This is a genomic window from Paeniglutamicibacter sp. ORCA_105 (genome assembly GCF_045798545.1).
Taxonomy (GTDB): Bacteria; Actinomycetota; Actinomycetes; order Actinomycetales; family Micrococcaceae; genus Paeniglutamicibacter; species Paeniglutamicibacter sulfureus.
The window spans coordinates 141,643-165,861 of record NZ_JBIXLM010000003.1; the positions used below are offsets into that span (position 1 = coordinate 141,643).

A 24,219-nucleotide genomic window follows, 5' to 3' on the forward strand; every position below is an offset into this window, starting at 1 on the left:
GGAAGAATCCGATAGCTGGCGTTCGCACCGAGGATCTAGACTACGCTAAAAAGCGCTGCAGGGGCAAATACAGCCTGCCCCGCGAGTCGTCAAGATCCCTACTCTTTCAACTCTTTGACCGGCACCCCGACACCCAGCATAATCGGCGCATTGGCGGCGATTCGCGGCTGTGGGGCCTTGGATGGGTCAGCGAGCGAAGCGACATGGGAGGTACCCGATGCCGCCAGCGTGTCCGATGCCACAGAAACTGCGGTGTCGGATCCACCCTGCGGGCTCGTTGCACGGCGGCTGCGCTTGACGCGCGCCACCGGCTCGATGCCCGAAGTCTTTTTGGTTGCCGTTGCCGACGGCGCCTCGGAAGGCGCATCGTCGGAAGCCTGCCCGGCCACGCCCGAGATCATCGGCGCGGCAGCAACCTCCGGCTGCTCACCGGCGGCTGGTGCGTTCGACTCGGGAGCCTTGGCACGGGCCTTGCGGCGGCTACGGGTGCGTGCCGGACGCGTTTGCGCGGACTCGCCCTCCTCGGTCTCGGCGGGCGCCTCGGCCGGGGAGTTGTCGGGAAGCGCGGCTTCCAGGTTCTCCAGCGTAAGCGACGGCGCAGCGGCCTCTGAGGAGGCTGCACGGCGGTTGCGGCGCGCCGCGGGAACCGTGACCGACTCCCCCGCCACGGTCAGCGTGGCACCGCTCTCGGCGGCCTCGGCATCGTCGTGTTCGTGGGCTGCATGTGCGGCCGCGGCGATCGTGGCAAAGGCGTTGCGCGTGGCAGTTGCCTTGGCCTCGTCGACCTCAGGCTCCCTGGTCTCGGCGTGTGAGGTTGCCGCGACCTGGTCCTCGGCCTGCGCCTCGGATTCCGGGCCGCGGTTGCGGCGGCGGCGCTCGGCCCGCGAGGGCTTCTGGTCGGCGCGGCTGCCGGCACTTTGCGGCTCGCCTGCCGAGTTGAAGGAGCGGCGGTGCTCGACCGGCTCGTCGTGGGTGATCACGCCGCGGCCTGCACAGGCCTCGCAGTTCTCCCCGAAGACCTCCAGCAGTCCGGTGCCCATGCGCTTGCGCGTCATCTGCACCAGGCCGAGGGACGTGACCTCGGCAACCTGGTGCTTGGTGCGGTCGCGGCCCAGGCACTCGACCAGGCGGCGGAGCACCAGGTCGCGGTTGGACTCGAGCACCATGTCGATGAAGTCGATGACGATGATGCCGCCGATGTCGCGCAGGCGCAGCTGGCGAACGACCTCCTCGGCCGCCTCCAGGTTGTTCTTGGTGACGGTTTCCTCGAGGTTTCCGCCCGAGCCGGTGTACTTTCCGGTGTTCACATCGACAACCGTCATGGCCTCGGTGCGGTCGATGACCAGCGAGCCGCCCGAGGGCAGGAAGACCTTGCGGTCCAGGGCCTTGTGGATCTGCTCGTCCATGCGGAAGGCGCCGAAGATGTCCTCGTCGGATTCCCACTTCTCCAGGCGCGACACCAGGTCCGGGGCCACGTAGGTCACGTAGGCCTCGATGGTGTCCCAGGCTTCCTCGCCGGAGACGATCAGCTTGGTGAAGTCCTCGTTGAAGACGTCGCGGACGACCTTGATGGTCAGGTCCGGTTCCCCGTAGAGCAGTTCCGGTGCCAGCGTCTTGGTGGATGTCGAGGCGGCCTCGATGCCTTCCCACTGGGCGCGCAGGCGGTTGATGTCGTTCATCAACTCTTCCTCGGAGGCGCCCTCGGCGGCGGTGCGCACGATGACGCCCGCGTTTTCCGGCAGGTGGTCCTTGAGGATCTTCTTGAGGCGGTTGCGCTCCACGTCGGGAAGCTTGCGCGAGATGCCCGTCATCGAGCCGCCCGGAACGTAGACCAGGTAGCGGCCCGGCAGGGAGATCTGGCTGGTGAGGCGTGCGCCCTTGTGGCCGACGGGGTCCTTGGTGACCTGCACCAGGACGGTGTCCCCTGACTTCAGGGCGTGTTCGATGCGGCGCGGCTGGCCGTCCAGGCCCGCGACGTCCCAGTTGACCTCGCCGGCGTAGAGCACGGCGTTGCGTCCGCGTCCGATATCGACGAAGGCGGCCTCCATGGAAGGCAGCACGTTCTGCACCTTGCCGACATACACGTTGCCGATCAGGGAGTCCTGCTGGGTCTTGGAGACGAAGTGCTCGGCCAGGATGCCGTCCTCGAGGACGCCGATCTGGATACGGTCCTCGCGCTGGCGCACGACCATCTGGCGGTCGACGGATTCGCGGCGGGCCAGGAACTCGGCCTCGGTGATGACCTGGCGGCGACGACCGGACTCGCGGGAGTCGCGGCGGCGCTGGCGCTTGGCCTCCAGGCGGGTGGATCCGCGCACGGCGGTGACCTTGTTGGAGACCACCGGTTCCAGGGTGGTGCGCGGGGCACGGACCCGGGTGACGGTGTTGGGCGGGTCGCTCTCCGAGCCGCCGGCCAGTTCCAGGTCGGCCTCGCCGCGGCGACGGCGACGGCGACGGCGGGAGGACACGCCTGAGCCGTCCGCGTTTTCCTCATCGGAATCGGCGTGGGCTGCCTCGTTGCGGGTGCGGCGGCCGGAAGGTTCCTCGAGCTCGTCCTCGTCGGTTGCCTTGGCGGCGACCGGGATGCTCGGTGCCTGGAAGATCAGCGAGAGCGCTGATTCGGGGATGGCGAACGGATCGGAGATGGTCGCCGGCTCGGCTTCCGCGGCGGCTGCCTCGGCTTCATCGGCTTCGACATTCTTGGCTTCGGCGCCGGCGGCCGAGGCCTGGACCGCGGCGGCATCCTTGGCTTCCGGCTCCTGGGTGGTGCGTGCTCCGCGGCCACCACGGGCCGGGCGGCGGCGGGTGGCCTTGGCGGGCTCGGCGTCTTCGGCCTGTTCCGCGGTGACTTCGGCCGATGCTTCGGCCGGGGCCTCGGCGACAGGGGCCTCGGGGGCTTCGTCGGCGGCAGGGGCCTCGGTGTTCGAGGCCGGGGCGGTTGCCTTGCGGCCGCGTCCCCGGGCAGGGCGCTTGGCGGCTGCCTTGGGTGCGGTTTCCTCCGCGGCAGGTGCCTCGGTCTTCTCGCCAATGGATTCGGTCTGGGCCTCGGCTGCGGCCTGCGCGGCAGGTGCCTCGATGACGGCCGGGGCCTCGGTTGCGGCTGCTCCCGGGGAGGTGACCCCGGAGGTTGCGCGGCGCGGGCCGCGGCGTGCAGGAGCCTTGGCCGGAGCCTTCGCCACCTCGGCCACGGGTTCCGGGATCTGCGCCTTGGCGGTTGCCTCGGCAACGACCGACTCAACGGTGGCGGCCTTGGCCGGGGCGTTCCGGGTGGCAGGGGCGCGGCGTGCGGTGGCGGCGCGCGGGGAAACGTTGGCGCGCACCTTGCGCGTCGGCGCGGCTGCTGCGTCGTTGAGCTCGGCCAGGGTCATGGCCCGGCGCGGGGGCGGCGGTGACGGTTCGTTGAAGTTGCCGCGCGGGGGGCGGGAGGTACGGCTGCGGCCCTTTGGCCCCTGGCCCATTGCTGCCTTTGATTCGTCGCGATTCAATGCCATGTTAAAAGAGTGCTCCTCGGCGGGTCGGCTGCTCCCACAGATAGCGCGTCTCCCCTGGTTGGTTCGCCGGACCGGGCCTTGTGGCCGCGTGTCCCAGCGGAAGTCCTTGGATTTGCCTTGACCGGGTGCGCCCACCGTTGCGGGGCGCGGCATCCGTGCAAGACCAACGGCGCTTTTCCAAGCAAGCCGCTTTACGTTGCGGCGACCATATCGCGGTATTCGCTCAGACCTTCGTATAGGCGGTCTCTACGCAGCAGATGCATCGCAATCGGGCTTGAAAGCCTGTCGTTGGGTTGAAAGCAGACTGTGGATCCACGAACAACCACTGCAATTGTCTCACATCGACACGCCGAAGAACGCCGCCGAGGGGTTTCGGCGCGGCAAGAGGGCTGCCGTCCTTTGCCCCGCCCCTTGTGCCAACCCCGGCGCGGGGCATGAACGGCACCGCCGGGGGGCCACTAGACTTCAGCTAGGGCCGCCGTCGACCACCGGCCCGACCGGGCGCCCACGCCACCTGTCCGGGTGGCGGTAACCGGGGAAAACACGAACCGCCACGAGGGAGCACCCCCATGAGTTTGTCCGAAGCAGCAGCACTGCAACGCGAGCCGGACGCCGTGCCGCGCATGGCCCGTGCACGGCCCTTTGGCCTGTTCCTGGTGCTCACCGGCGCGGTCGCCTGGATCGCCTCGGGGATCCTGGTGCTCGAGCGGATCGCCCTGTACCAGGACCCCGACTACGTGACCAGCTGCGACTTCAATCCGTGGGTTTCCTGCGGCACCGTCATGAAGTCGACCCAGGCGGCCCTGCTGGGCTTCCCCAACCCGTTCCTGGGCATCGTGGGCTTCGGCATCGTGATCACCATCGGCATGGCATTGCTCGCCGGGGCGCGCTTCGCGCGCTGGTACTGGGTCGGCGTGCAGGTGGGCGTCACCCTGGCAATGGTCTTCATCGTGTGGCTCTGGTCCCAGGCACTCTACGAGATCAACGCCCTGTGCCCGTACTGCATGGTCGTCTGGGCGATGATGATCCCGATGTTCCTCTACACCACGGCGCGCAACATCGCCCACGGCGTGATTCCCGCTCCTTCGGCGCTGCGGCGCGTGGCGGGCGAATGGACCTGGGTCGCTGTCATCGTGCTGCTTCTCATCACCGCTGCCACCATCGTCTTGCGCTTCCCCGGTGCCTTTGTCGGCGCCTAGGACGCACACCGGCGAACACCGAGGGGCCAGTGCCCGGCGGTTGGCGGCGGCGGCCTGGGTGCTCCCGGTCATCGTCGTCGGACTGGCCTCACGTTTCGGCGGCACCGGCCTGGCCGCAGACCTGGCCGGCGGGGTGCTCTACGCGGTGCTGGTGTACGTACTGCTCACGGTGCTGCGCCCACAGGCTGCCCGCTGGTCCAACGCCTCCATCGCCCTGGTTCTTTGCGTACTCATTGAGTTGCTGCAGCTCACGGCGATTCCGGCGGATCTGGCCCGGGTCTTCGGGCCCATCCGGCTGGTGCTGGGCACCGGCTTCGCGCCGCTGGACCTGGTGGCCTACGCAATCGGTGCCGCGCTGGCGCCGGGCATCGACATGCTGCTGGGCAGGATCCGGGCCAGGCCGGCGGCCTAGACCCGATCACGACCTGCCGCGGACAAGACGGGAGGGCCCGTCGTTTCCACTCGCGTGGAAACGACGGGCCCTCCTTCGTGCGGCTGGGGGTGGTCCGGGGGGTTAGGAGAACCAGATGCCGATTTCGCGGGTGGCGGATTCCACCGAGTCCGAGCCGTGGACCAGGTTCTGCTGGACCTTCAGGCCCCAGTCGCGGCCCAGGTCGCCGCGGATGGTGCCCGGGGCGGCGGTGGTCGGGTCGGTGGTGCCGGCCAGCGAGCGGAAGCCGGGGATCACGTTGTGGCCCTCGGCGATGACCGCCACGAGCGGGCCGGAGAGCATGAATTCGACCAGCGGCTCGTAGAACGGCTTGCCCACGTGCTCCTCGTAGTGTGCCTCCAGCAGTTCGCGGGTTGCGGAGACCTGCTTGAGCTCGGCGATCACGTAGCCCTTGGCCTCGATGCGGGAGAGGATCTGTCCGGTCAGCTGGCGCTTGACGCCGTCGGGCTTGATGAGGATCAGGGTGCGTTCAATGGCCATGGGTGCGGCTCCTTTTGTCGTGGTGGTGCAAGTTGTCGTCGGTATTGATTCTACGGTTGGGCCGGCTCCGCGCCGGGACCCTCCTGCGGGTGCGCCGCATCCCAGGCGGCCTGCTCGCGGGCACGGCGGGCCGTCTCCAGATCCATGGCCCTGCCCTTGGTGACCGCGTACCACCAGGTCACGGCGAACGCGGCCCCGATGAAGAACATCGAGGTCAGCAGGAACCCGGTGAAGATGAACAGCAGCTGCAGCGCCCAGCCGATGGCGAATCCCAGCGGTTTCTTGAGCAGCGCGCAGGTGAGGAGGCAAACCAGCGCGACCGCGGCACCGGCGCCGAGCACCAGGGCCGGTGACCATTCAGCGCGCTTGAGCCCGAAGAGTGTGAGTGCGACGAAGATCGCCAGGAACGCCTCGAGCGTGAGCACGGTGGAGGCGAACATCACACGGGTCGAGCGGGGCTTCTTGGGCTGTCCCGGGCGCCATTCGCGTTGCGCCTTGGTCATTTTCGCCATGTTCCTACTCCCCTCCCAGCAGCATGCGGGCCTCGCCCACCAGGGTGATGGACCCGGTCACCAGCACGCCGCCGCCGAAGTCCTCGCCGGCCTCGGAGCGTCCCACCGCCCATTCCAGGGCGTCGTCCAGGCGCTCGGTGACGAAGAGGTCCTCCTCGTTGAACCCGGCCTCCAGCGCCATTCCCGCCAGCTCCCCGGCCGGGATCGCGCGCGGGGAATTGGACTGGGTGATGCAGATGTCCTCGGTCAGGTCCAGGTAGGATTCGCGCAGCTGCGCCAGCATGGCCGGTGCGTCCTTCTCGGCCAGGATCCCGATGACCAGCACCAGCTTGGTGAAGCCGAAGGATTCCTTCACCGCGGCCGCCGAGGCGCGGATGCCGTCGGGGTTGTGCCCGGCGTCCAGCAGCACGGTCGGGGCCTTGCGGATGACCTCCAGGCGCCCGGGGCTGGTGGCGGCGCCAAAGCCCTCCATGACCAGGTCGTGGTTCAGCGCGGTTTCCCCGCCGCCGATGAACGCCTCGACGGCGGCCAGGGCCACCGCCGCGTTCTGCGCCTGGTGCTCGCCGTGCAGCGGCAGCAGGATGCCGGGGTAGCGCCCGGCCAGGCCCTGGATGTCCAGCTGCTGCCCGCCGACGGCGACGGTGCGGTTTTCGACGCCGAACTCCACGCCCTCGAAGCGGTAGGGCGTTTCGAGTTCGCGGGCCTTCTCCAGCAGCACCTGGGCGGCGGCTGCCGGTTGCGCGGAGGAGACCAGGAAGCCGCCGGGCTTGATGATGCCCGCCTTCTCGGTCGCGATCAGCTCGACGGTGTCGCCCAGCAGGTCGGTGTGGTCAAGCGAGATCGGGGTCACCACGGAGACCTGCCCGTCGCCCACGTTGGTGGCGTCGGTGATCCCGCCCAGGCCCACCTCGATGATCGCCACGTCCACCGGGGTGTCGGCGAAGATCGCGAAGCCCAGGATGGTGACGGCCTCGAAGTACGTCAGCCGGTTTTCGCCCTTGGCCGTGAGCTCGTCGTCGACGATCTGCAGGTAGGGGCGGATCTCGTCCCAGATCCGCACGAAGGTCGCATCGTCCACCGACTCCCCGTCGATCGCGATGCGCTCGGTGACCGAATTCAGGTGCGGGGAGGAGTAGCGCCCGGTGCGCAGGTCGTGGGCCCGCAGCAGGGACTCGATCATCCGTGCCGTGGAGGTCTTCCCGTTGGTGCCGGTGACGTGGATGATCGGGAAGGCCTTGTTCGGCTCCCCCAGGATCTCCATGGCCCGGCGCATCGGCTCCATGCGCGGCTCGATCTTGTTTTCCGGGGCGCGCGCCAAAAGCTCGGCGTACACGCTCTCCACGGAGAACCTGTCAAAGGTGTTGCTCATGTGTTGGGTCCCATTTCGTTCTCGGCGGCTTCGGCCGCGGCCACGGTTTCGACGCTGACCACGGGGGCTGAATCGTCGGCGGCGGTCAGCAGGACGAGCCCGAGGCTGAGCGTTTCGCCCTTGATGAGCTCGGCGTTGGCGTGCAGCGCCGCCACGGTGGCGGCGTCGGCGGTGATCTCGGTGCGGATGCGGTCCCCGACCAGCAGGTCGGCGTCCTTGCGGGCGGACTGGATGGCGCGGATCATGTCCCGTGCCGTTCCCTCCGCCGCGAGTTCCGGGGTGACTTGCGTGTCGAGCACCAGGAAGCCGCCGCCGGGCAGCACGGCCGCGGCTATGGAGTTTTCGCCTTCGGAGGCCTCCACGACGGTTTCGAGCGTGTACTCGTGCTCCTCCAGGCCCAGTCCCCCGGCGGTGACGGTTCCGTCGTCGTCCACCGACCAGTCCCCGGACTTGGCGCCCTTGATGGCCACCTGCACGTTCTTGCCCAGGCGCGGGCCCGCGGCGCGCGCGTTGACGACCAGGCGCTGGCTGATGCCGTACTCGGCGGCGTTCGCGTCGGCGGCGTCGATGAGCGTGAGCGAGCGCAGGTTCAGCTCGTCCTTGATGATGCCGGCGAAGGTGCCGGCAAGGGTAGCGGCGTTCGGCACCGCGACGCTCATGCCCGCCAGCGGCAGGCGCACGCGCAGGTTCGCGGCCTTGCGCAGCGAGGAGCCGACCGAGGCGATCTTGCGGGTGGTCTCCATCGCGGCAACCAGGTCGTCGTTGCGGACGAAGAGCTCCGCGTCGGGCCATTGCGCCAGGTGCACCGAGCGGCCCCCGGTGAGCCCGCGCCAGATTTCCTCGGCCGCCAGCGGCAGCAGCGGGGCCGCGACGCGGGTGAGGGTCTCCAGTGCGGTGTACAGGGTGTCGAAGGCCCGGGTGTCCTCGTCGAAGAAGCGCTGGCGGCTCCGGCGGACGTACCAGTTGGTCAGCGTGTCCATGTAGCGGCGGATCGTTTCGGCGGCCTCGGAGATGTCGTAGCCATCCAGCGAGGCGGTGACCTCGCGGACCAGGTCGCCGGTGGCAGCGAGCATGTACGCGTCCAGCGGATCCTCGGAGCTGTGGGCGATCTTCGCCTCGTAGCCCGCTCCCCCGTTGGCCGCGTTGGTGTACAGGGAGAAGAAGTGCCAGACGTTCCACATCGGCAGCAGGACCTGGCGCACGCCCTCGCGGATGCCCTGCTCGGTGACGACCAGGTTGCCGCCGCGCAGGATCGGGGAGGCCATCAGGAACCAGCGCATCGCGTCGGAGCCGTCGCGGTCCAGCACCTCGTTGACGTCCGGGTAGTTCTTCAGCGACTTGGACATCTTCTGCCCGTCACTGCCCAGCACGATGCCGTGGCTGATCACGTTCTTGTACGCGGGGCGGTCGAAGAGCGCGGTGGAGAGCACGTGCATGGTGTAGAACCAGCCGCGGGTCTGGCCGATGTACTCGACGATGAAGTCCGCCGGGTGGTGGGTGTCGAACCAGTCCTTGTTCTCGAACGGGTAGTGCGCCTGGGCGTAGGGCATCGACCCGGAGTCGAACCACACATCCAACACGTCCTCCACGCGGCGCAGCGTGCCGTTTTCGGCGCAGCCCTCGTGCGGGCGGAGAAGGTCGTCGATGAACGGGCGGTGCAGGTCAGGCTGCCCCTCGTTGTTCAGCGGCAGGCGCCCGAAGGCGGCCTTGATCTCTTCCAGGGAGCCGTGGACCTCGCTGTGGGTGCATTCGGCGCCGTCGCATTCCCACACCGGGATCGGGGATCCCCAGTAGCGGTTGCGGCTGATCGACCAGTCCCGCGCGTTGGCCAGCCACTTGCCGAACTGGCCGTCCTTCACGTTCTCCGGGATCCAGTTGATCTGCTGGTTCAGCTCCAGCATCCGGTCCTTCACCTTGGTGACCTGGACGTACCAGGAGGAGATGGCGCGGTAGATCAGCGGGGTGCGGCAGCGCCAGCAGTGCGGATAGGAGTGCACGTAGGAGGCCTGCTTGATCAGCCGCGCGTCGTTCTTGAGCACGTTGGTGATGGCCTTGTTGGCCTCGAACACCTGCACGCCCACGATGCCGGCCAGCGGCCCGGACTTGAACACCGGCAGGAACTTCGCGCCCTCGTCGATCGAGAGGATCACCGGGATGCCGGCGGACTCGCAGATCTTCTGGTCCTCCTCGCCGTAGGCGGGGGCCTGGTGGACGATGCCGGTGCCGTCGGTGGTGGTGACGTAGTCGGCGACCAGGAGCTGCCAGGCGTTGGCCGTGCCCCAGGTCTCCGCGTCGGTGAAGGTGTCCCAGAGCGGCGCGTACCTGATCCCGGCCAGGTCCTTTCCGGCATGGCGGGAGGTGATGGCGGCGGCGGCCGCGGCGGCATCCGCGTATCCCAGGTCCTTGGCGTAGGAGCCGAGCAGGTCCTCGGCCAGCAGGAAGCTTCCGCTGGCGTCCGAGGCCTTCACGCCGTTCTCGCCGGCGGGCACCACGACGTAGACGACGTCGGGGCCCACGGCCAGGGCCATGTTGGTCGGCAGCGTCCAGGGGGTGGTGGTCCAGGCCAGGGCCTGCACTCCGGCGAGCTCCCGGGAGATTTCCGTGTCGCCGGCCAGCAGCGGGAAGGAGACGGTGACGGTCTGGTCCTGGCGGTCCTTGTACACGTCGTCGTCCATGCGCAGCTCGTGGTTGGACAGCGGGGTCTCGTCTTTCCAGCAATACGGCAGCACGCGGAAGCCCTTGTAGGTCAGGCCCTTCTCGGAAAGCTGCTTGAAGGCCCAGATGACCGATTCCATGTACTCGACGTTCAGCGTCTTGTAGTCGTTCTCGAAGTCGACCCAGCGTGCCTGGCGGGTGACGTAGTCCTGCCATTCGCCGGCGTACTTCATCACCGAGCTGCGGCAGGCGTCGTTGAACTTGTCGATGCCCATGGCCTCGATCTGCGCCTTGTCGCTCATCCCCAGCTGCTTCATGGCCTCGAGCTCGGCCGGCAGCCCGTGGGTGTCCCAGCCGAAGCGGCGCTCCACGCGCGAGCCGCGTTGCGTCTGGTAGCGGGCGACCAGGTCCTTGACGTACCCGGTGAGCAGGTGCCCGTAGTGCGGCAGGCCGTTGGCGAAGGGCGGGCCGTCGTAGAAGACGAACTCGTTGGCCCCGTCGACACCGGCATCGCGGGCGTCGATGGAGGCCTGGAAGGTCTCATCGTTCTTCCAGTAGGAAAGGACCCGCTCCTCGATCTCCGGGAAGCGGGGAGAGGATGGCGTTGTGCCATGCGGGTCGGTCGAGGCCTTGGGGTAGCTGGTCATCTGCGGCAGTCCTGGTGATCGAAGGCGCGTGTGCGCTTAGGCGTTCTCCAACACAGGGACGATGGCGGAGCAATTGGTCACTCCACCTCGCGGTACCACCCCGCTTGCCCGGTTCGCCCCGGGGTGTTCCCGGGCCGTCCCTGGCCGCTCGTTGACTGCTGTGACGGGCTTACCCGCTTGGTTCTACCGGGCGCCTCCCGGGCATGCCGGGTGGTCACCGTTCTTCCAAGGACTCGCCGGTGATTGCCGGGTCGACGTCGTAGTGCCTCCAGTCTAGCGCGCCCGGGCCCCCGGCGCTCAATCCCTCCGGTTCCGGTCGCCGGTTCCGGTCGCCGGCCACCGTTATCCACAGATCCGCGCATTGCGCCCCACGGTGCCCCGGCGGGGTCCATCCTTGGACCATGACCAACACGCCAACACTCGTTGCGGAGGTCCTGGACGCCGTCAAGGCGGCGCTGCCGGGCCGGACCGACACCCTGGAAGGCCCGGCGACCGCCGCCGGTGCCCGGGGCGAGGCGTTGCGCGTGCTCGCGGTGCTGGTTCCGGTGCTGCGCCTGGTCCTGGACCAGGTGGCGTCGGGCATCGGTGCGTCCCCGGTCCGGGCCGCTGCCTTCGTGAAGCTCGCCGAGGACCTCTACCGGCAGGCAGGGTACGGCCAGCTGCTGGCCGCATCCCGCGCCGGGGATGCCCAGGTGCACACCATCGCCGAGGAGCCGCTGGCAACGCTCAACGGATTGCTGGCGGACCCCGCCGCCTTCGCCGCCGGCCCCGCGCTGCCGGGCGATGTTCCCGCCAAGCCCGGGCGCACGCCGCTGTACCGCGACGACGCCGACTTCCTGGCGGCCCGGCTGAACCTCACGCACTTCCAGGCGCAGCACCGGGTGCAAAGCGCCGAAAACCTGCTGCCGCACACCGGGTTCAACGGCAGGGAAGTCCCCGCCAAGTTCCCCTTGCTGGGCCGGGTGCTCACCGATGCCGCCGCCGACCCCAAGGCCGTGGCCTCGCTGGCCAAGAAGTTCGAGAACCTGGCCCCGGACCTGGCACCCGGCGGCGACGGGGCGGCCACCGCCCGGCGGCTGGAAGCGGAACTGGCCGAAGCGGCCCGCACCCGCAATGCCCAGGGCACCGCGAAGTTGCTCAAGGACCAGGCCAAACGCCTTGACGCAGATGCCGCGGCCCGTCGCGAAGACATCGAGGACCTGTTCATCGGCGCGCACTTCCTGGGCCATACGCGCAAGGGCTACGAGTACAAGGTCATCACCACGGCCGAGGGCCACGAACTGCTGGCCACCGCCGCGGACATCCTCAACAGCCCCAAGACCAAGGCCGGAACCGCTCCCGCGCCGACGAAGGAGGCGGGTCCGCCGATCCCCGACTGGGCCGTGGATCCCTGCACACCGCCGGAAGCACGTCCCCCTGCCGGATTCACCGACCTCGGTGTGGCGCCGGAGTTGGACCCGGGGATGGAATTGCGCCCCGGGGAAACCGTCGAACAGGCGCTCACCCGGCAGCGGGCCCGCCGCTTGCACCAGCTCATCCTCGATTCGGTGCGCATCGCCACCAGCCCCCTCGAGCCCGGGTCCGAGAACGGGCGCGGCGGGGAGGGGCAGATGCCGCTGGCACCGAACGTCACCCTGAACGTCACCATCGACCTGAAGACCTTCCTGGGCCAGCTCGAGGCGGCGGGGGTCAGTGACCGCGGCGAAGACATTTCGGCGGCCAGTTGCCGGCGCCTGGCCTGCAACGCGGGGATCACCCCGATCATCCTCGACGGTGACGGGGTTCCGCTGGAACTCGGCCGCAGCCGAAGATACTTCAACCGCGCCCAGCGCCGGGCCATCGCCGTGCGTGACAAGGGATGCATCAACCCAGGGTGCACCATGAGGATCGGCCGATGCGAGGCACACCACCTCGACGAATGGAACCAAGGAGGGCTGACCAATGTCTCACGAGGCTGCTTGCTCTGCCCGATGTGCCACCAGGCGTACCACAGCGGTAAATTCCGGATCGAGATGATCGACGGGCACCCGCACGTGATCCTGCCCAAATCCCGGGACCCGCTGCAGCTGCCGCGGCGCAATTGGATCTTCCACCCCGCCGCTCAGGCCGAGCGAGCGGCCTGAGCCGCGGCCTGATCCGCCTGCCTTCCGGAGCGGCAGACTGCCCGCGGGCAAGGTGCGCCGGAGGCTAGTCCAAGACGGTGTTTTCGATCTTCCACGCGGTCAGTCGCGGGTACACCCAGAATGAATAGATGCCCAGGGTGATGAGGATCAGCAGGAACCACTTGATCCACAACCCGAAGATTCCCCACCCGGTGCCAACGAACTGCAGCGGTCGGCCCAACAGGAAGGTGTTCTTGGCCCGCCAGCGCTCCACCAACACCACCGCAAACGGGTAGCAGATCCCCAACGTGAAGATGGTGATGGCCATGCCCAGCAATTGCGTGCCGAACCACGTTGCCGCTCCCCCGCGGAAGACGAAGACCTGGGTTCCGGGCGGGAAGTTCCCCAGTGCCGCGACACCCGTTCCGGGCTCGTTGTTTCCGTTGACCTGCATGCTCATGATGTTTTCCCCCTGATGGTGAACGGGCCGACGGCAATGCGCCGCCCGGCCGCGCTTGTCGCTCGGAGCCTAGCCGGGCGCCACCACGTTTTGGGGCCGCCCCGCCCTGGGAACGCAAAACCCCGGCCGGGTTGGGTGGGTGTGGTACCGCACGCACGCCGACCGGGGGGGGTCGTCCGCCTCAGGCGCGGGAGCGGGCCGCTTCGTCCGCCGTGCGCGAGACCGCGACCATTTGAGCGCGCTCGACGACCTTGACGCGTTCGCGCGGCACCGGCCCCTCGCGGGTCGGCGCCGGGGCGGCGGCCGCGCCGAGCGCCTGCTCGTGGGCATCCAGTGCCAGCCAGCCTTCCCAGCTGGTGTACTCGACGCCCTTGGAATCCAGCAGGCCGGTCACGGCATCCGGGGCGGGGTTCGCGGCCACCGGCAACCCGGCGAGGTCGGCCAGCAGGTGCGCGATGGTCTCGGCGGCGTCGCCCTTGGTGTGGCCGATGAGCCCGACCGGGCCGCGCTTGATCCAACCGGTCGCGTAGAGCCCGGGCACCTGGGTGCCGCTGCCGTCCAGGACCTTGCCGCCGTCGTTGGGGATGGTGCCGGTGCGGCCGTCGTATTCGACGTCCTGCAGCGCGGAGCCGAAGTAGCCGACGGCCCGGTAGACGGCCTGCACCGGGTAGTCGACGAGCTCGCCGGTCCCCCGCGCCTGGCCGGTCCCGTCGAGCTCCTGGCGCTCGAACCTGATGCCGTCGACCTTGCCGTCCGCCCCGGCGATCTCCACGGGGGAATGCAGGAAGTGCAGGTGCAGCCGGCGGCTGGCGCGACCCCCGGCCTCCCCGCGTTCCTCGCGCTCTTCCTGCTCGATGAGCCAGTTGGTGAGGGTGCTGACCATGGTCTTGACCTGGTTGTTGGACTTGATCAGTGCGTCGGAGGCCGCATCGAACTCGAAGTCCTCGGGGTAGAGCACGATGTCCACGTCGCGGCTGTGGCTCAGCTCGCGCAGCTCCAGCGGGGTGAACTTGACCTGGGCGGGCCCGCGGCGGCCGAAGACGTGCACGTCTGTGACCGGGGATTCAGCCAGGCCGCGGTACACGTTCTCCGGGATCTCTGTGACCAAAAGGTCCTCCGCGTGCTTGGAGAGCATCCGGGCGACGTCCAGTGCCACGTTGCCGTTGCCGATGACGGCGACCTGCGTGGCCTCAAGCGGCCAGGTGCGCGGCACGTCGGGGTGCCCGTCGAACCAGGAGACGAAGTCCGCGGCCCCGTGCGAACCCTGAAGCTCGATCCCCGGGATGTTCAGGTCGGCGTCGTTGATGGCGCCGGTGGCGAAGATGACCGCGTCGTAATGCACCCGCAGCTCCTCCAGGTCCAGGTCCGTGCCGTAGTCGACGTTGCCGAAGAAGCGGATGTCCCCGCGGTCCAGCACCTTGTGCAGGGCCTTGACGATGCCCTTGATGCGCGGGTGGTCCGGGGCGACCCCGTAGCGGATCAGCCCGTACGGCGCCGGGTAGCGGTCAAAGAGGTCGATGGCGACCTCGAAGTCGCGCTCCGCCTTGGTGAGGATGTCGGCGGCATAGACGCCTGCCGGGCCGGCCCCGACGATGGCGACGCGCAGCGGGCGTGAGCTGAAGGCGGCCGGTGTCGCGGCGGCGGCCGGCGTGGTCTTCTCTGTCATGGGTTCTCCTGGGGTTGCGAAAGGGGTTGAAGTGCGGGGGGGAAGGGTGTTGGTGCCGGTGGCTGGTCAGGCGACGGGCAGCGGCTGCCGCCCGGGTGCGGGAACCGCCGGCGCCAGCCTGCCGGCGGCGTGCGGGCTGAGCCTGACCACGTCGCCGATGACGACCACGGCGGGGTTTGCCACGCCGATGGCTTCGGCGGCGGCGGCGATCGAGTCGAGCCGGTCGATGGTGACCCGCTGGTCCGGGGTCCAGCCACGCTCGATGACCGCGACGGGGGTGTCTGCGGGCAGCCCGCGGCCCAGCAGGGTGGCGGTGTTGCGCCCCAGCCGGGCCACGCCCATCAGCAGGACCAGGGTGTGGTCGGGCCGGGCCGGCAGCTCGGTGAGTTCATCGTGCCCGGTGGCCATCGAGAATCCGGCGGCCACCCCGCGGTGGGTGACGGGGATGCCGGCGGCGGCCGGGACGGAAACCGCACTGGTCACCCCCGGCACGACCTCGACGGCGACGCCGTTTTCGCGGCAGTGGGCCGCTTCCTCGCCGCCGCGGCCCAGCACGAACGGGTCCCCTCCCTTGAGCCGGACCACCCGGTTCCCGGTACGCGCCTCGCGCACCAGCACCGCGTTGATCTCGTCCTGGGAGGCCAGGTGGTCCCCGGGGGCCTTGCCCACCTCGATGATGCGCACCGAAGGGTCGAGCTCTTTCAGCAGGTCACGCGGGCCGAGCCGGTCGGCGACCACCACGTCCGCGGCGGCCAGCAGCCGGCGTCCGGTGACGGTGATCAGCCCCGGGTCACCGGGGCCTCCCCCGACCAGGGCGACGGAGCCGGAGCCGGCGCGGCGCCGGCGCAGCGGCAGCAGCCCGGTGTCGGCCGCCAGCGCGATGGCGTTGCGCAGCCCGGCGGCGCGGCGCGGGTCTCCGCCGGCGGTGACCGCGACGGTGATCCCCTCTTCGGTCCGTGCGACGGCGGGGGTCCAGGCGCTCGAGGCGGCGTGGTCCGAGGCGTTGACGCACCAGATCCGCAGACCTTCCGCGTCGGCGGAAACCCGCGCGTCGAGCTCCCGGTCCCCGGTGGCAGTGTGGGCCAGCCACATGCCCTCCAGGTCCCCGGGCACGTAGCCGCGCCGCAGCCAGGTGAGGCCCCCGGCGTCGGCCAGCTCCTCGATCCCCGGAACCGCCGCCGGGGCGATGACGGTGATCTGTGCCCCGGCCTCGAGCAGCTGGTTGACCCGGCGTTCGGACACCGCCCCGGCCCCGACGCAGAGCACTGCCTTGCCGGAAAGGCGCAGGGCCAGCGGATGGATGGGCGCCTCGCGGGGCGCGGTTGGCTCGAACATGCTCGGCTCCTGAAGGTGGTTGAAGGTCGTGGGCTGGTGGCGCGGGTGCCGCGGGTGCCGCGGATTCGGCTGGTTCACCGGGTTCATCGGGTGGCTCATCGCCCGGCTCCGGGGGCCAGTCCCCGGCGGCGCAGCAGGCTGCGCTCCAGCGGGGCGAAGACCAGCAGCTCGACGGCGATGCCGACGGCCAGGATCGCCAGGATCGCGGCGACGACCACGGCCATCTGCGACAGGTCGCGACCCTGTTGCAGCAGCGAGCCCAGGCCGAAGCCGATGGACCCGCCGACGGCGATGATCTCGGCGGCCATCAGCGAACGCCAGGAAAACGCCCAGCCCTGCTTGAGTCCCGCCACGTAGCCGGGCAGGGCAGCCGGCAGCACGATCCGCAGCAGCTGTTGGGTGCGGCTGGCCCCCAGCACGGTGCCCAGCCGGCGGTATTGCGGCGGGACCGTATCGACGCCCGAGAGGAACCCGTTGACGATCGAGGGCGTGGCGCCCATCAGCACCACGAAGAAGACAGTGGCGTCGGTGAGCCCGAACCAGATGATGGCGGCGGGCACCCAGGCCACACTGGGCAGCACCTGCAGGCCGGAGACCAGCGGGCCCAGGCCGCGGCGCAGGGTCGAGGAGGCCGAGAGCAGCAACCCCAGCGGCGTCCCGATGGCCAGGGCCAGCAGGAAGCCGAGCACCCCGCGCTGCAGCGAGGTGAACACCGCCTCGACCAGCCGTCCGTCGACGGCCAGCTGCCCGGCGGTGCCCAGCACATCGAACGGGCCGGGGAAGAGGTCGGCGCGCGGGGAGCCGAACCAAGCGGCCAGCTGCCACAGGCTCAGCAGGCCAGCGAGGGTGCCCAGCGGCAACAGGATCCGGCCGACGGTAGGCCGCGAGATGGCGGCGGAGTCCTGCAACCTGTCCAAGCCGGCCTCGATTTCGCCGAGGCTGTCGGGACCGCCAGGGCCGTCGGTACCGTCGGTGTCCTCGGGCGGTGCCGGTTCCGCGGCGCGCGCCGCGGCGCGTTCGCGGGCGATGGCAGTGGCGGAAGTGATGCTAGTGGGCATGGTGGCGGATCTCCTCGCGTAGCCTCTGCGTGATGTCGCGGGTCAGGGCGGCCTGCTCGGCCGGATCGGTGCGGACGTGCTCGGGGATCTCCCATTGCGCGGCGACCCGTCCGGGCCGGGAGGAGAGCAGCAGGACCCGCTGGCCGAGCCGCACCGCCTCGCGGACGTTGTGGGTCACGAACACCACGGTGCGCCGGTGGGCGCGCCAGATCCGCTCGAGTTCCTCGTGCAAAAGGTCCCGGGTGATTGCATCGAGCGCGGCGAACGGTTCGTCCATCAGCAGCACCGGGCGGTCCTGCCCCAGCGCGCGGGCCAGCGAGGCGCGCTGGCGCATGCCCCCGGAGAGTTCGTGCGGGCGCTTGGCCCCGGCATCGCCCAGGTGGACCAGCCTCAGCAGCTCCCCCGCGCGTTCCCGGCGCTCGACGCGCGGCACCCCGCGCAGCTCCAGGGCGAGTTCGATGTTGGCCCGGGCGGTGAGCCAGGGCAGCAGGGCAGCGTCCTGGAACATGAACGCCGCGCCTCCCGCCGGGACGCTCACGGAGCCGGCGGAGGGGGGTTCAAGCCCGGCGATGACGTTCAGCAGCGTGGACTTCCCGCACCCCGAGGCACCGAGGATCGCCACGAACTCTCCGTCGGCGATCGTGGTGGTGATCGAGGAGAGCACGGGGGCAGCCCCGTAGTCCTTGGACAGGTTCTCGATGACGATGCTCATGCACCCGCCTCCGTCCCGGTCGATGTTGCGGCACGTGCCCGCGCCAGGTGGGTGGTGTCGATGAGCCCGTCCAGGGACGCCGGTTCGGCGAGGCCCGCTGCGACCGCGTTGCCCAGCAGGCGCGGGTAGGCCCCTTCCAGCGGGTCGGCAGTGAAGCTGAGGTTTCCCAGCGCGCGCTTGATCACGGCGGGGGCCAGCGCGGCGCCGGCGGTCTCGGCGATCCGGGCGTTCAAGGTGGCCAGCACGTCGGTTTCCCTGGTGGTGTTGATCCAGTCAAGGGCGGCCAGGTGGCCGCGCAGCAACGCGTCGACGGTGCCCGGGTGGCGGGTTGCGAATTCCGGGGACACCGCGAGCACCGTGGTCGGGAACAGCCCGGGAGCACCGGTGTCGGCGCCGTCCCACAGTTCGGCCTCGTCGATGAGCACCTTTGCCCCGGCCTCCAGCACCAGCCGGGAGGCCCAGGGTTCGGGCAGCCACGCCCCGTCGATCCTTCCGGCGCGGAACAGTTCGAGGGTCTGGGCGTTGGCCGTCGGCGTGATGGCCACGTCCCCGCCGGCCAGGTCGGTTTCCAGTCCCTGGGTGGCGAGCCAGGTCCGCAGCGCGACGTCCTGGGTGCCTCCCAGCTGCGGGGTGGCCAGGGTCGTGCCGCGCAGCGCCGCGGCGTTGGCCAGCGATGCGCGGACCACCAGTTGTGCGCCTCCCGCTGCGGCCCCGGCCAGCACGCGCACCCCCTGCCCTCCGCTGGCGGCGAAGGCGGCGATGGCGGGGTTCGGCCCCAGGTAGGCGGCGTCGATGGCCCCGGCATTCAGAGCCTCGACGGCCGCCGGACCAGCCCCGAACACGCTGGTGGCCAGCTGCGTCCAGGATCCCTCGAGCTCGGCGGCGAAGAACCCCTTGGCGGTGCCGACCAGCGCCGGCGCGTGCGTCAGGTTGGCGAAGAACCCCAGCCTCAGGGCGCCGGCCGGCCCCGTGGGAACGCTGCCAGCCGCCCCGGGCCGCGGCACCGTGGTGGTGGCCGCTGCCCCGAGCACCAGCAGGCCCAGCAGCCCGGTGCCGCCGGCGAGCAGCGCCCGCCGTCCTGGCCCGCGGTGCGGACCGGCGGCGGTGTACCGGATGTTGTCCATGGCTGAGGTGTCCTTCTCTGTGGGTGTGGGTGGCGGGTGGCCGGCGGCGGGGTTAGCCGGCAGCGGGGCGTTCGCCGACGAGCCCGGCGGCGAGCGTGTTGCCGTCTTGCGGGTCGATGACCAGGAACGCGCCGGTGCGGTGGTGTCGCACGTAGGGCTCAGTGGGCAGTTCGGCAGCCAGCCGCAACGCGACGGAGCCGATGTCGTTCAGTTCCAGCCCGTCGGCGGGAAGGAGCCCGAAGTCCTCCAGGTCAAGCCGTCCCTCGATGGCGGTGACCTTCGCGCGGACCGTCGCGGTCCCGTGCTTGATGAGCACCGTGGCGCCGGGGCGCAGCGGTGCGGGCGCGAGCCAGCACAGCTCGGCGAACAGGTCCGCCGAGGATTCCGGCAGGGTCCCGGCAGCGGCGATGGTGTCTCCGCGGGCGATGTCCAGCTCATCTTTCAGCCGCAGCGCCACCGAGGCCGGTGCAGTGGCGGAGGCCAAGTCCCGTCCGGCGGCGTCGATTCCGATGACGGTCGTTTCCCGGCGTGGCTGCCCCGGGGTGGCAATGGTGACCCGGTCCCCCACGGCGATGGAGCCGGCTGCGATCGCCCCGGCGTAGGCGCGGTAGTCGCGGAAGGCGGCGGCATCCAGCCCCGGGGCCAGCGCGCCCTGCGGGCGGAGCACCAGCTGGACCGGGAAGCGGAAGGCCTCGGCAGCGGTGTCCGCCTCGTCGCGCGTGGGCAGGGTTTCAAGCAGCCCCAGCAGCGTGGGCCCGGTGTACCAGCCGGTGTGCGCCGAGCGTTCCACCACGTTGTCCCCGACCAGCGCGGAGACCGGCAGGGTGTGCGGGGGGCGCAGGCCGAGCCCGGCGGCGACCCGCGCCACGTCGGCGGCGATGTCGGCGAAGCGCTGCCCGTCGTACCCGATCAAGTCGATCTTGTTCACCGCGACGACCACGTTGGGCACGCGCAGCAGGCCGATGACGCCCAGGTGCCTGCGGGTCTGTTCGAGCACTCCCTTGCGGGCGTCGATGAGCACGATCGCGGCGTCGGCGGTGGAGGCACCGGTGACGGTGTTGCGTGTGTACTGCACGTGTCCGGGGCAGTCGGCCAGCACGAAGGAGCGTTCCCCGGTGCTGAAGTAGCGGTAGGCCACGTCGATGGTGATGCCCTGTTCGCGTTCGGCGCGCAGCCCGTCGGTGAGCAGGGCCAGGTCCAGGGTGCCGTCCCCGCCGCCGAAGCCGGTCTCCGCGGAGGTGCGGGCCAGTGCCTCGAGGGTGTCGGCGAGCACCGCCTTGGCGTCGTGCAGCAGCCGGCCAACGAGCGTCGACTTGCCGTCGTCGACGGAGCCTGCCGTGGCGAAGCGGAAGAGCCCACGCCGTCCAAGTGCCGGTGCGGGGGCGCCCCATGCGGCGGTGTCCAATGCAGCGGTGTCCAGGGTGCTGGTGTCCAGGTTGGTGGTGCTCATCTTAGAAATACCCGTCCTTCTTGCGGTCTTCCATGGCCGCCTCGGAGATGCGGTCGTCGGCGCGGGTGGCCCCGCGTTCGGTGATGGTGGTGGTGGCCACTTCGGCGATGACCTCCGCGGTGGTGAACGCCTCGGAGAGCACCGCCCCGGTGCAGGACATGTCCCCCACGGTGCGGTAGCGCACGGTGCGCCGCGTCACGGCCACGTCCTCGCCCGGCCGGCTGAATTCCCCGACGGCCCGCCACATGCCCGAGTGCTCGAAGACCTCGCGCTCGTGGGCGTAGTAGAGCGGCGGCAACGCGATGTTCTCGCGTTCGATGTAGCGCCAGATGTCCAGTTCGGTCCAGTTGCTGATCGGGAAGGCGCGCACGTGCGCACCCGGGGTGTGGCGCCCGTTGTACAGGTTCCACAGCTCGGGGCGCTGGTTGCGCGGGTCCCACTGCCCGAACTCGTCGCGCAGCGACAGGATGCGTTCCTTGGCCCGGGCCTTGTCCTCGTCGCGGCGCCCGCCGCCGAAGAGCACGTCGAAGCGGTTGGCGGCTATCGCGTCCAGCAGCGGCGTGGTTTGCAGCGGGTTGCGGGTTCCGTCGGCACGTTCGGTGAGCCGCCCGTCGTCGATGTAGTCCTGCACGCTGGCGACCACCAGGCGCAGGCCCAGCTGCTCCACGGTGCTGTCGCGGAACGCGATGACCTCCTCGAAGTTGTGTCCGGTGTCCACGTGCAGCACCGGGAACGGGACGGCCCCTGGCCAGAACGCCTTGGTGGCCAGGTGCAGCATCACCACGGAGTCCTTGCCCCCGGAAAAGAGCATCGCGGGACGCTCGAACTCGGCGGCGACCTCGCGCAGGATGTGGATGGATTCGGCCTCAAGGGCGTCGAGCACGTCGATCTCGGGCGCGGTGGCGGTGGCGGGGCGTGGTCGCTCGGGGGCTGCGGCGGGCGCGGTGGTGCTCATCTCTTGCTCCTTCGTCGGTGGGAGGGGTGTGGTGGTGCGTTCGGGGCGGGCCTGCGGTGCAGGCCCGCAGGCGGTGCCGGGCTCACCGGTGGATGCCGCATTCGGTCTTGGCGACCCCTGCCCACCGGCCGGCGCGCGGGTCTTCGCCCTCGGCCACCGGCTGGGTGCAGGGGGCGCATCCGATCGACGGGTAGCCGTTGGACAGCAGCAGGTTCACCGGGACGCTGTTGGCCGTGGCGTGGGAAATCAGCTCGTCGAAGCTCCATCCGGCCAGCGGGTTGACCTTGATCAGCCCGTGCGCCGCATCCCACGTGATGAGCGGGGTGTTGGTGCGGGTGGGTGCCTCGTCGCGGCGGACCCCGGTGAACCAGAGCCGGTAGCCGGCCAGGGTCCTGGCCAGCGGCTCCATCTTGCGCATCCGGCAGCAGGCGGCGGGGTCGCGCTCGTGCAGCCGGGGCCCGTGCTCGGCGTCCTGCTCTTCTACTGTGCGCACCGGGAGCACGTCGATGATCCGCACGTCCAGCGAAGCTGCAACCTCGTTGCGCGTCGCGTGGGTTTCGGCGAAGTGGTAGCCGGTCTCCAGGAAGAGCACGTCGACCCCTGGCAGTGCCTCGGCGACGACCGCCGGCAGCACGGCGTCGGCCATGGAGCAGGCGACGGCTACCTCTGCGGTGTCGAAGTTCCGCTTGACCCAGGCGATGACGTCGGTGGCCGAGGCGTCGAAGCCCAGTTCGGCGGCGCCTGACTCGGCAAGCGCGCGGTCGGCGGCGAGTGGGTCCACGGTGTGGGTCTCGGTGCTCATACGACGTCCTCGTCCGAGGCACGGTGCGACCACGCGGCGAAGGATTCGCCCGTCTCGGAACCGGCGGAATAGTTTTCCAGCACCCGCTCGATGTAGTCGGGCAGCTGTTCGGCGGTGACCTTGAGCCCGCGCACGGTGCGTCCCAACCCGGCCTCTCCGCGTTCGGTGGAGGCCAGTCCCCCGCCCAGGTGGACCTGGAAGCCCGGGGTCTGCCCGCCGTTGCCGTCGGGAAGCAGCTGGCCCTTCAGGCCGATGTCGGCGGTCTGGATGCGGGCGCAGGAGTTGGGGCAGCCGTTCACGTGCAGGCTCAGCGAAGGCGGCAGCCGCACGGCCGACTTCTCGGCGAAACGCTCCTCGAGTTCGGCGACCGCGGCGATGGTGGTGTCCTTGGTGTCAACGATCGCCAGCTTGCAGAATTCGATGCCGGTGCAGGCGATCGCGGAGCGGCGGAAGATGCTCGGCGCCGTGGCCAGGCCCAGCGCATCGAGTTCAGCGGCTGCGGCCCTCACCGACTCGGCGGGGATGTCCAGCGCGAGCAGTTTCTGGTGCGGGGTGGTGCGCAACCGCGCCGAACCGTGGCGCTCCAGCAGGTCCGCCAACTCCAGCAGCAGCGTCCCGGAGAGCCGGCCGGCCTTGGGGCTGGCGCCGATGAAGAAGCGCCCGTCCTTCTGCTCGTGGATGCCCACGTGGTCCCCCGGGGTGGTCGGCTTGTCCGGTGCCTGCCCGTCGGGCAGCGCGTAGCCGAGGTATTCCTCCTCGAGCACCTTGCGGAACTTTTCCGGTCCCCAGTCGGCCATCAGGAACTTCAGCCGCGCCTTGTTGCGCAGCCGCCGGTAGCCGTAGTCGCGGAAGATCGAGACCACGCCCAGCCACACCTCGGCCGCGATTTCGGGGCGCACAAACGCGCCGAGCCGCTCGGCCAGCCGGGCGTTGGTGGACAGGCCTCCGCCGACCCACAGGTCATATCCCGGCCCGTGCTCGGGGTGGTTGACCGCGATGAGGGAGATGTCGTTGATCTCGTGCACCACGTCCTGGGACGGGTGCCCGGAGATGGCGGTCTTGAACTTGCGCGGCAGGTTGGCCAGTTCGGGGTCGCCGATGAAGCGTTCGCGGATCTCGCGGATCACCGGGGTCGGGTCCAGGATCTCGTCCTTCGCGATCCCCGCCACCGGGGAACCCAGGATGACGCGGGGCACGTCCCCGCAGGCCTCGGTGGTGTCCAGGCCCACGGCCTCCAGCCGCCGCCAGATCTCCGGGACGTCCACGACGTCGATCCAGTGCAGCTGGATGTTCTGCCGGTCGGTCACGTCCGCGGTGTCCCGGGCGAAGTCGCGGGAGATCTCCCCGATGGTGCGCAGCTGCGGCGTGGTAAGCGTGCCGCCGTCGATGCGCACGCGGAGCATGAAGTAGCGGTCCTCGAGCTCGTGCGGCTCCAGGGTGGCGGTCCGCCCGCCGTCGATGCCGGGCTTGCGCTGGGTGTAGAGGCCCCACCAGCGGAAGCGGCCGTGCAGGTCGGTGGGGTCGATGGAATCAAACCCGCCCCGGGCATACACGGTTTCGATGCGCTCGCGCACGTTCAGCCCGCTGTCGTCCGCCTTGAACGCCTCGTTGGCGTTCAGCGGCGTGGTGCCGTCGATCTTCCACTGTCCGTGCGGCTTGGCCGGCGGGCGGGACGGCCGGGCGGGCCGGGTGCTTGCCTGGGTGTCGGTTGCCTGTGTCATGGCTTCGACACTAGGGCTGGCCGGCGGGGG

Annotated in this window: 18 protein-coding genes; 3 read left to right on the plus strand and 15 right to left on the minus strand. The window is 70.1% G+C overall.

All coding sequences use genetic code 11. The annotated features are described in order from the left end of the window. Positions 1-98: 98 nt before the first annotated feature. Positions 99-3,491, minus strand: coding sequence for an Rne/Rng family ribonuclease (locus tag ACIPUB_RS02650; RefSeq protein ID WP_407605935.1), 3,393 nt, complete (start codon positions 3,489-3,491; stop codon positions 99-101). A 569-nt stretch (positions 3,492-4,060) separates the two neighbouring features. Between ACIPUB_RS02650 and ACIPUB_RS02655 the strand changes: the two genes are divergently transcribed. Together ACIPUB_RS02655 and ACIPUB_RS02660 are read left to right on the plus strand one after the other, a co-directional pair. Then, entirely contained in the window at positions 4,061-4,690 is a 630-nt protein-coding gene (locus ACIPUB_RS02655) for a vitamin K epoxide reductase family protein (protein WP_407605936.1), read from the plus strand. Then, positions 4,677-5,102, plus strand: a complete 426-nt coding sequence (locus ACIPUB_RS02660) for a DUF2809 domain-containing protein (protein WP_407605937.1) — start codon at positions 4,677-4,679, stop codon at positions 5,100-5,102. The genes ACIPUB_RS02655 and ACIPUB_RS02660 overlap by 14 nt, the downstream gene beginning before the upstream one ends. 102 nt (positions 5,103-5,204) lie before the next feature. On the opposite strand, the gene ndk is transcribed toward ACIPUB_RS02660, so the two are convergent. From ndk to ileS, 4 genes are read right to left on the minus strand one after another with little or no spacing between them, the layout of a single operon-like run. Next, positions 5,205-5,621 (minus strand): nucleoside-diphosphate kinase, encoded by a 417-nt coding sequence (gene ndk / locus ACIPUB_RS02665; RefSeq protein ID WP_407605938.1) that lies wholly within the window; start codon positions 5,619-5,621, stop codon positions 5,205-5,207. A 50-nt stretch (positions 5,622-5,671) separates the two neighbouring features. Continuing rightward, positions 5,672-6,133 carry a DUF4233 domain-containing protein gene (locus ACIPUB_RS02670; protein WP_407605939.1) on the minus strand — a complete coding sequence of 154 codons (462 nt, stop codon included), beginning with the start codon at positions 6,131-6,133 and terminating at the stop codon, positions 5,672-5,674. A gap of 4 nt (positions 6,134-6,137) precedes the next feature. Continuing rightward, the gene (locus tag ACIPUB_RS02675) at positions 6,138-7,502 is read right to left on the minus strand and encodes a bifunctional folylpolyglutamate synthase/dihydrofolate synthase (protein WP_407605940.1); all 1,365 of its coding nucleotides are present in this window, start codon (positions 7,500-7,502) and stop codon (positions 6,138-6,140) included. Further along, positions 7,499-10,804, minus strand: coding sequence for an isoleucine--tRNA ligase (gene ileS, locus ACIPUB_RS02680; protein ID WP_407605941.1), 3,306 nt, complete (start codon positions 10,802-10,804; stop codon positions 7,499-7,501). Before ileS ends, ACIPUB_RS02675 begins: the two co-directional genes overlap by 4 nt. Positions 10,805-11,205: 401 nt before the next feature. Here ileS and ACIPUB_RS02685 point away from each other — a divergent pair, with 401 nt between their 5' ends. Continuing rightward, positions 11,206-12,927 (plus strand): DUF222 domain-containing protein, encoded by a 1,722-nt coding sequence (locus ACIPUB_RS02685; protein WP_407605942.1) that lies wholly within the window; start codon positions 11,206-11,208, stop codon positions 12,925-12,927. Between the two features lie 64 nt (positions 12,928-12,991). Here the strand turns inward: ACIPUB_RS02685 and ACIPUB_RS02690 are convergent, their stop codons facing one another. The 10 genes from ACIPUB_RS02690 to ACIPUB_RS02735 all read right to left on the minus strand — a co-directional run bounded on the left by ACIPUB_RS02690 (position 12,992) and on the right by ACIPUB_RS02735 (position 24,189). After that, on the minus strand, positions 12,992-13,366 hold the full coding sequence (locus ACIPUB_RS02690; RefSeq protein WP_407605943.1) for a DUF898 family protein: 375 nt from the start codon (positions 13,364-13,366) through the stop codon (positions 12,992-12,994). Positions 13,367-13,547: 181 nt separating this feature from the next. After that, entirely contained in the window at positions 13,548-15,032 is a 1,485-nt protein-coding gene (locus ACIPUB_RS02695) for an FAD-dependent oxidoreductase (RefSeq protein ID WP_407605944.1), read from the minus strand. A 66-nt stretch (positions 15,033-15,098) separates the two neighbouring features. Next, the gene (cobA, locus tag ACIPUB_RS02700; protein WP_407605958.1) at positions 15,099-16,367 is read right to left on the minus strand and encodes a uroporphyrinogen-III C-methyltransferase; all 1,269 of its coding nucleotides are present in this window, start codon (positions 16,365-16,367) and stop codon (positions 15,099-15,101) included. A 95-nt stretch (positions 16,368-16,462) separates the two neighbouring features. Further along, positions 16,463-17,425 (minus strand): ABC transporter permease, encoded by a 963-nt coding sequence (locus tag ACIPUB_RS02705; RefSeq protein ID WP_407605945.1) that lies wholly within the window; start codon positions 17,423-17,425, stop codon positions 16,463-16,465. Beyond that, entirely contained in the window at positions 17,415-18,137 is a 723-nt protein-coding gene (locus tag ACIPUB_RS02710; RefSeq protein WP_407605946.1) for an ABC transporter ATP-binding protein, read from the minus strand. Before ACIPUB_RS02710 ends, ACIPUB_RS02705 begins: the two co-directional genes overlap by 11 nt. Next, complete coding sequence (locus ACIPUB_RS02715; RefSeq protein WP_407605947.1) at positions 18,134-19,261, minus strand: ABC transporter substrate-binding protein; 1,128 nt, start codon at positions 19,259-19,261, stop codon at positions 18,134-18,136. Before ACIPUB_RS02715 ends, ACIPUB_RS02710 begins: the two co-directional genes overlap by 4 nt. Positions 19,262-19,313: 52 nt before the next feature. After that, a complete protein-coding gene (locus ACIPUB_RS02720) occupies positions 19,314-20,711 on the minus strand; it encodes a sulfate adenylyltransferase subunit 1 (protein WP_407605948.1) in 1,398 nt (465 codons plus the stop codon). Between the two features lies 1 nt (position 20,712). Further along, positions 20,713-21,666 carry a sulfate adenylyltransferase subunit CysD gene (cysD, locus tag ACIPUB_RS02725; protein WP_407605949.1) on the minus strand — a complete coding sequence of 318 codons (954 nt, stop codon included), beginning with the start codon at positions 21,664-21,666 and terminating at the stop codon, positions 20,713-20,715. 82 nt (positions 21,667-21,748) lie between these two features. After that, positions 21,749-22,468, minus strand: coding sequence for a phosphoadenylyl-sulfate reductase (locus ACIPUB_RS02730; RefSeq protein ID WP_407605950.1), 720 nt, complete (start codon positions 22,466-22,468; stop codon positions 21,749-21,751). Continuing rightward, complete coding sequence (locus ACIPUB_RS02735; protein WP_407605951.1) at positions 22,465-24,189, minus strand: nitrite/sulfite reductase; 1,725 nt, start codon at positions 24,187-24,189, stop codon at positions 22,465-22,467. The genes ACIPUB_RS02730 and ACIPUB_RS02735 overlap by 4 nt, the downstream gene beginning before the upstream one ends. Positions 24,190-24,219: the final 30 nt, after the last annotated feature.

Bases quoted from the DNA above. Each gene is read 5' to 3' on its own strand.
- ACIPUB_RS02650 (WP_407605935.1), bottom strand. From the start codon at position 3,491: ATGGCATTGAATCGCGACGAATCAAAGGCAGCAATGGGCCAGGGGCCA.
- ACIPUB_RS02655 (WP_407605936.1), top strand. From the start codon at position 4,061: ATGAGTTTGTCCGAAGCAGCAGCACTGCAACGCGAGCCGGACGCCGTG.
- ndk (WP_407605938.1), bottom strand. From the start codon at position 5,621: ATGGCCATTGAACGCACCCTGATCCTCATCAAGCCCGACGGCGTCAAG.
- ACIPUB_RS02670 (WP_407605939.1), bottom strand. From the start codon at position 6,133: ATGGCGAAAATGACCAAGGCGCAACGCGAATGGCGCCCGGGACAGCCC.
- ACIPUB_RS02675 (WP_407605940.1), bottom strand. From the start codon at position 7,502: ATGAGCAACACCTTTGACAGGTTCTCCGTGGAGAGCGTGTACGCCGAG.
- ileS (WP_407605941.1), bottom strand. From the start codon at position 10,804: ATGACCAGCTACCCCAAGGCCTCGACCGACCCGCATGGCACAACGCCA.
- ACIPUB_RS02685 (WP_407605942.1), top strand. From the start codon at position 11,206: ATGACCAACACGCCAACACTCGTTGCGGAGGTCCTGGACGCCGTCAAG.
- ACIPUB_RS02690 (WP_407605943.1), bottom strand. From the start codon at position 13,366: ATGAGCATGCAGGTCAACGGAAACAACGAGCCCGGAACGGGTGTCGCG.
- ACIPUB_RS02695 (WP_407605944.1), bottom strand. From the start codon at position 15,032: ATGACAGAGAAGACCACGCCGGCCGCCGCCGCGACACCGGCCGCCTTC.
- cobA (WP_407605958.1), bottom strand. From the start codon at position 16,367: ATGTTCGAGCCAACCGCGCCCCGCGAGGCGCCCATCCATCCGCTGGCC.
- ACIPUB_RS02705 (WP_407605945.1), bottom strand. From the start codon at position 17,425: ATGCCCACTAGCATCACTTCCGCCACTGCCATCGCCCGCGAACGCGCC.
- ACIPUB_RS02710 (WP_407605946.1), bottom strand. From the start codon at position 18,137: ATGAGCATCGTCATCGAGAACCTGTCCAAGGACTACGGGGCTGCCCCC.
- ACIPUB_RS02715 (WP_407605947.1), bottom strand. From the start codon at position 19,261: ATGGACAACATCCGGTACACCGCCGCCGGTCCGCACCGCGGGCCAGGA.
- ACIPUB_RS02720 (WP_407605948.1), bottom strand. From the start codon at position 20,711: ATGAGCACCACCAACCTGGACACCAGCACCCTGGACACCGCTGCATTG.
- cysD (WP_407605949.1), bottom strand. From the start codon at position 21,666: ATGAGCACCACCGCGCCCGCCGCAGCCCCCGAGCGACCACGCCCCGCC.
- ACIPUB_RS02730 (WP_407605950.1), bottom strand. From the start codon at position 22,468: ATGAGCACCGAGACCCACACCGTGGACCCACTCGCCGCCGACCGCGCG.
- ACIPUB_RS02735 (WP_407605951.1), bottom strand. From the start codon at position 24,189: ATGACACAGGCAACCGACACCCAGGCAAGCACCCGGCCCGCCCGGCCG.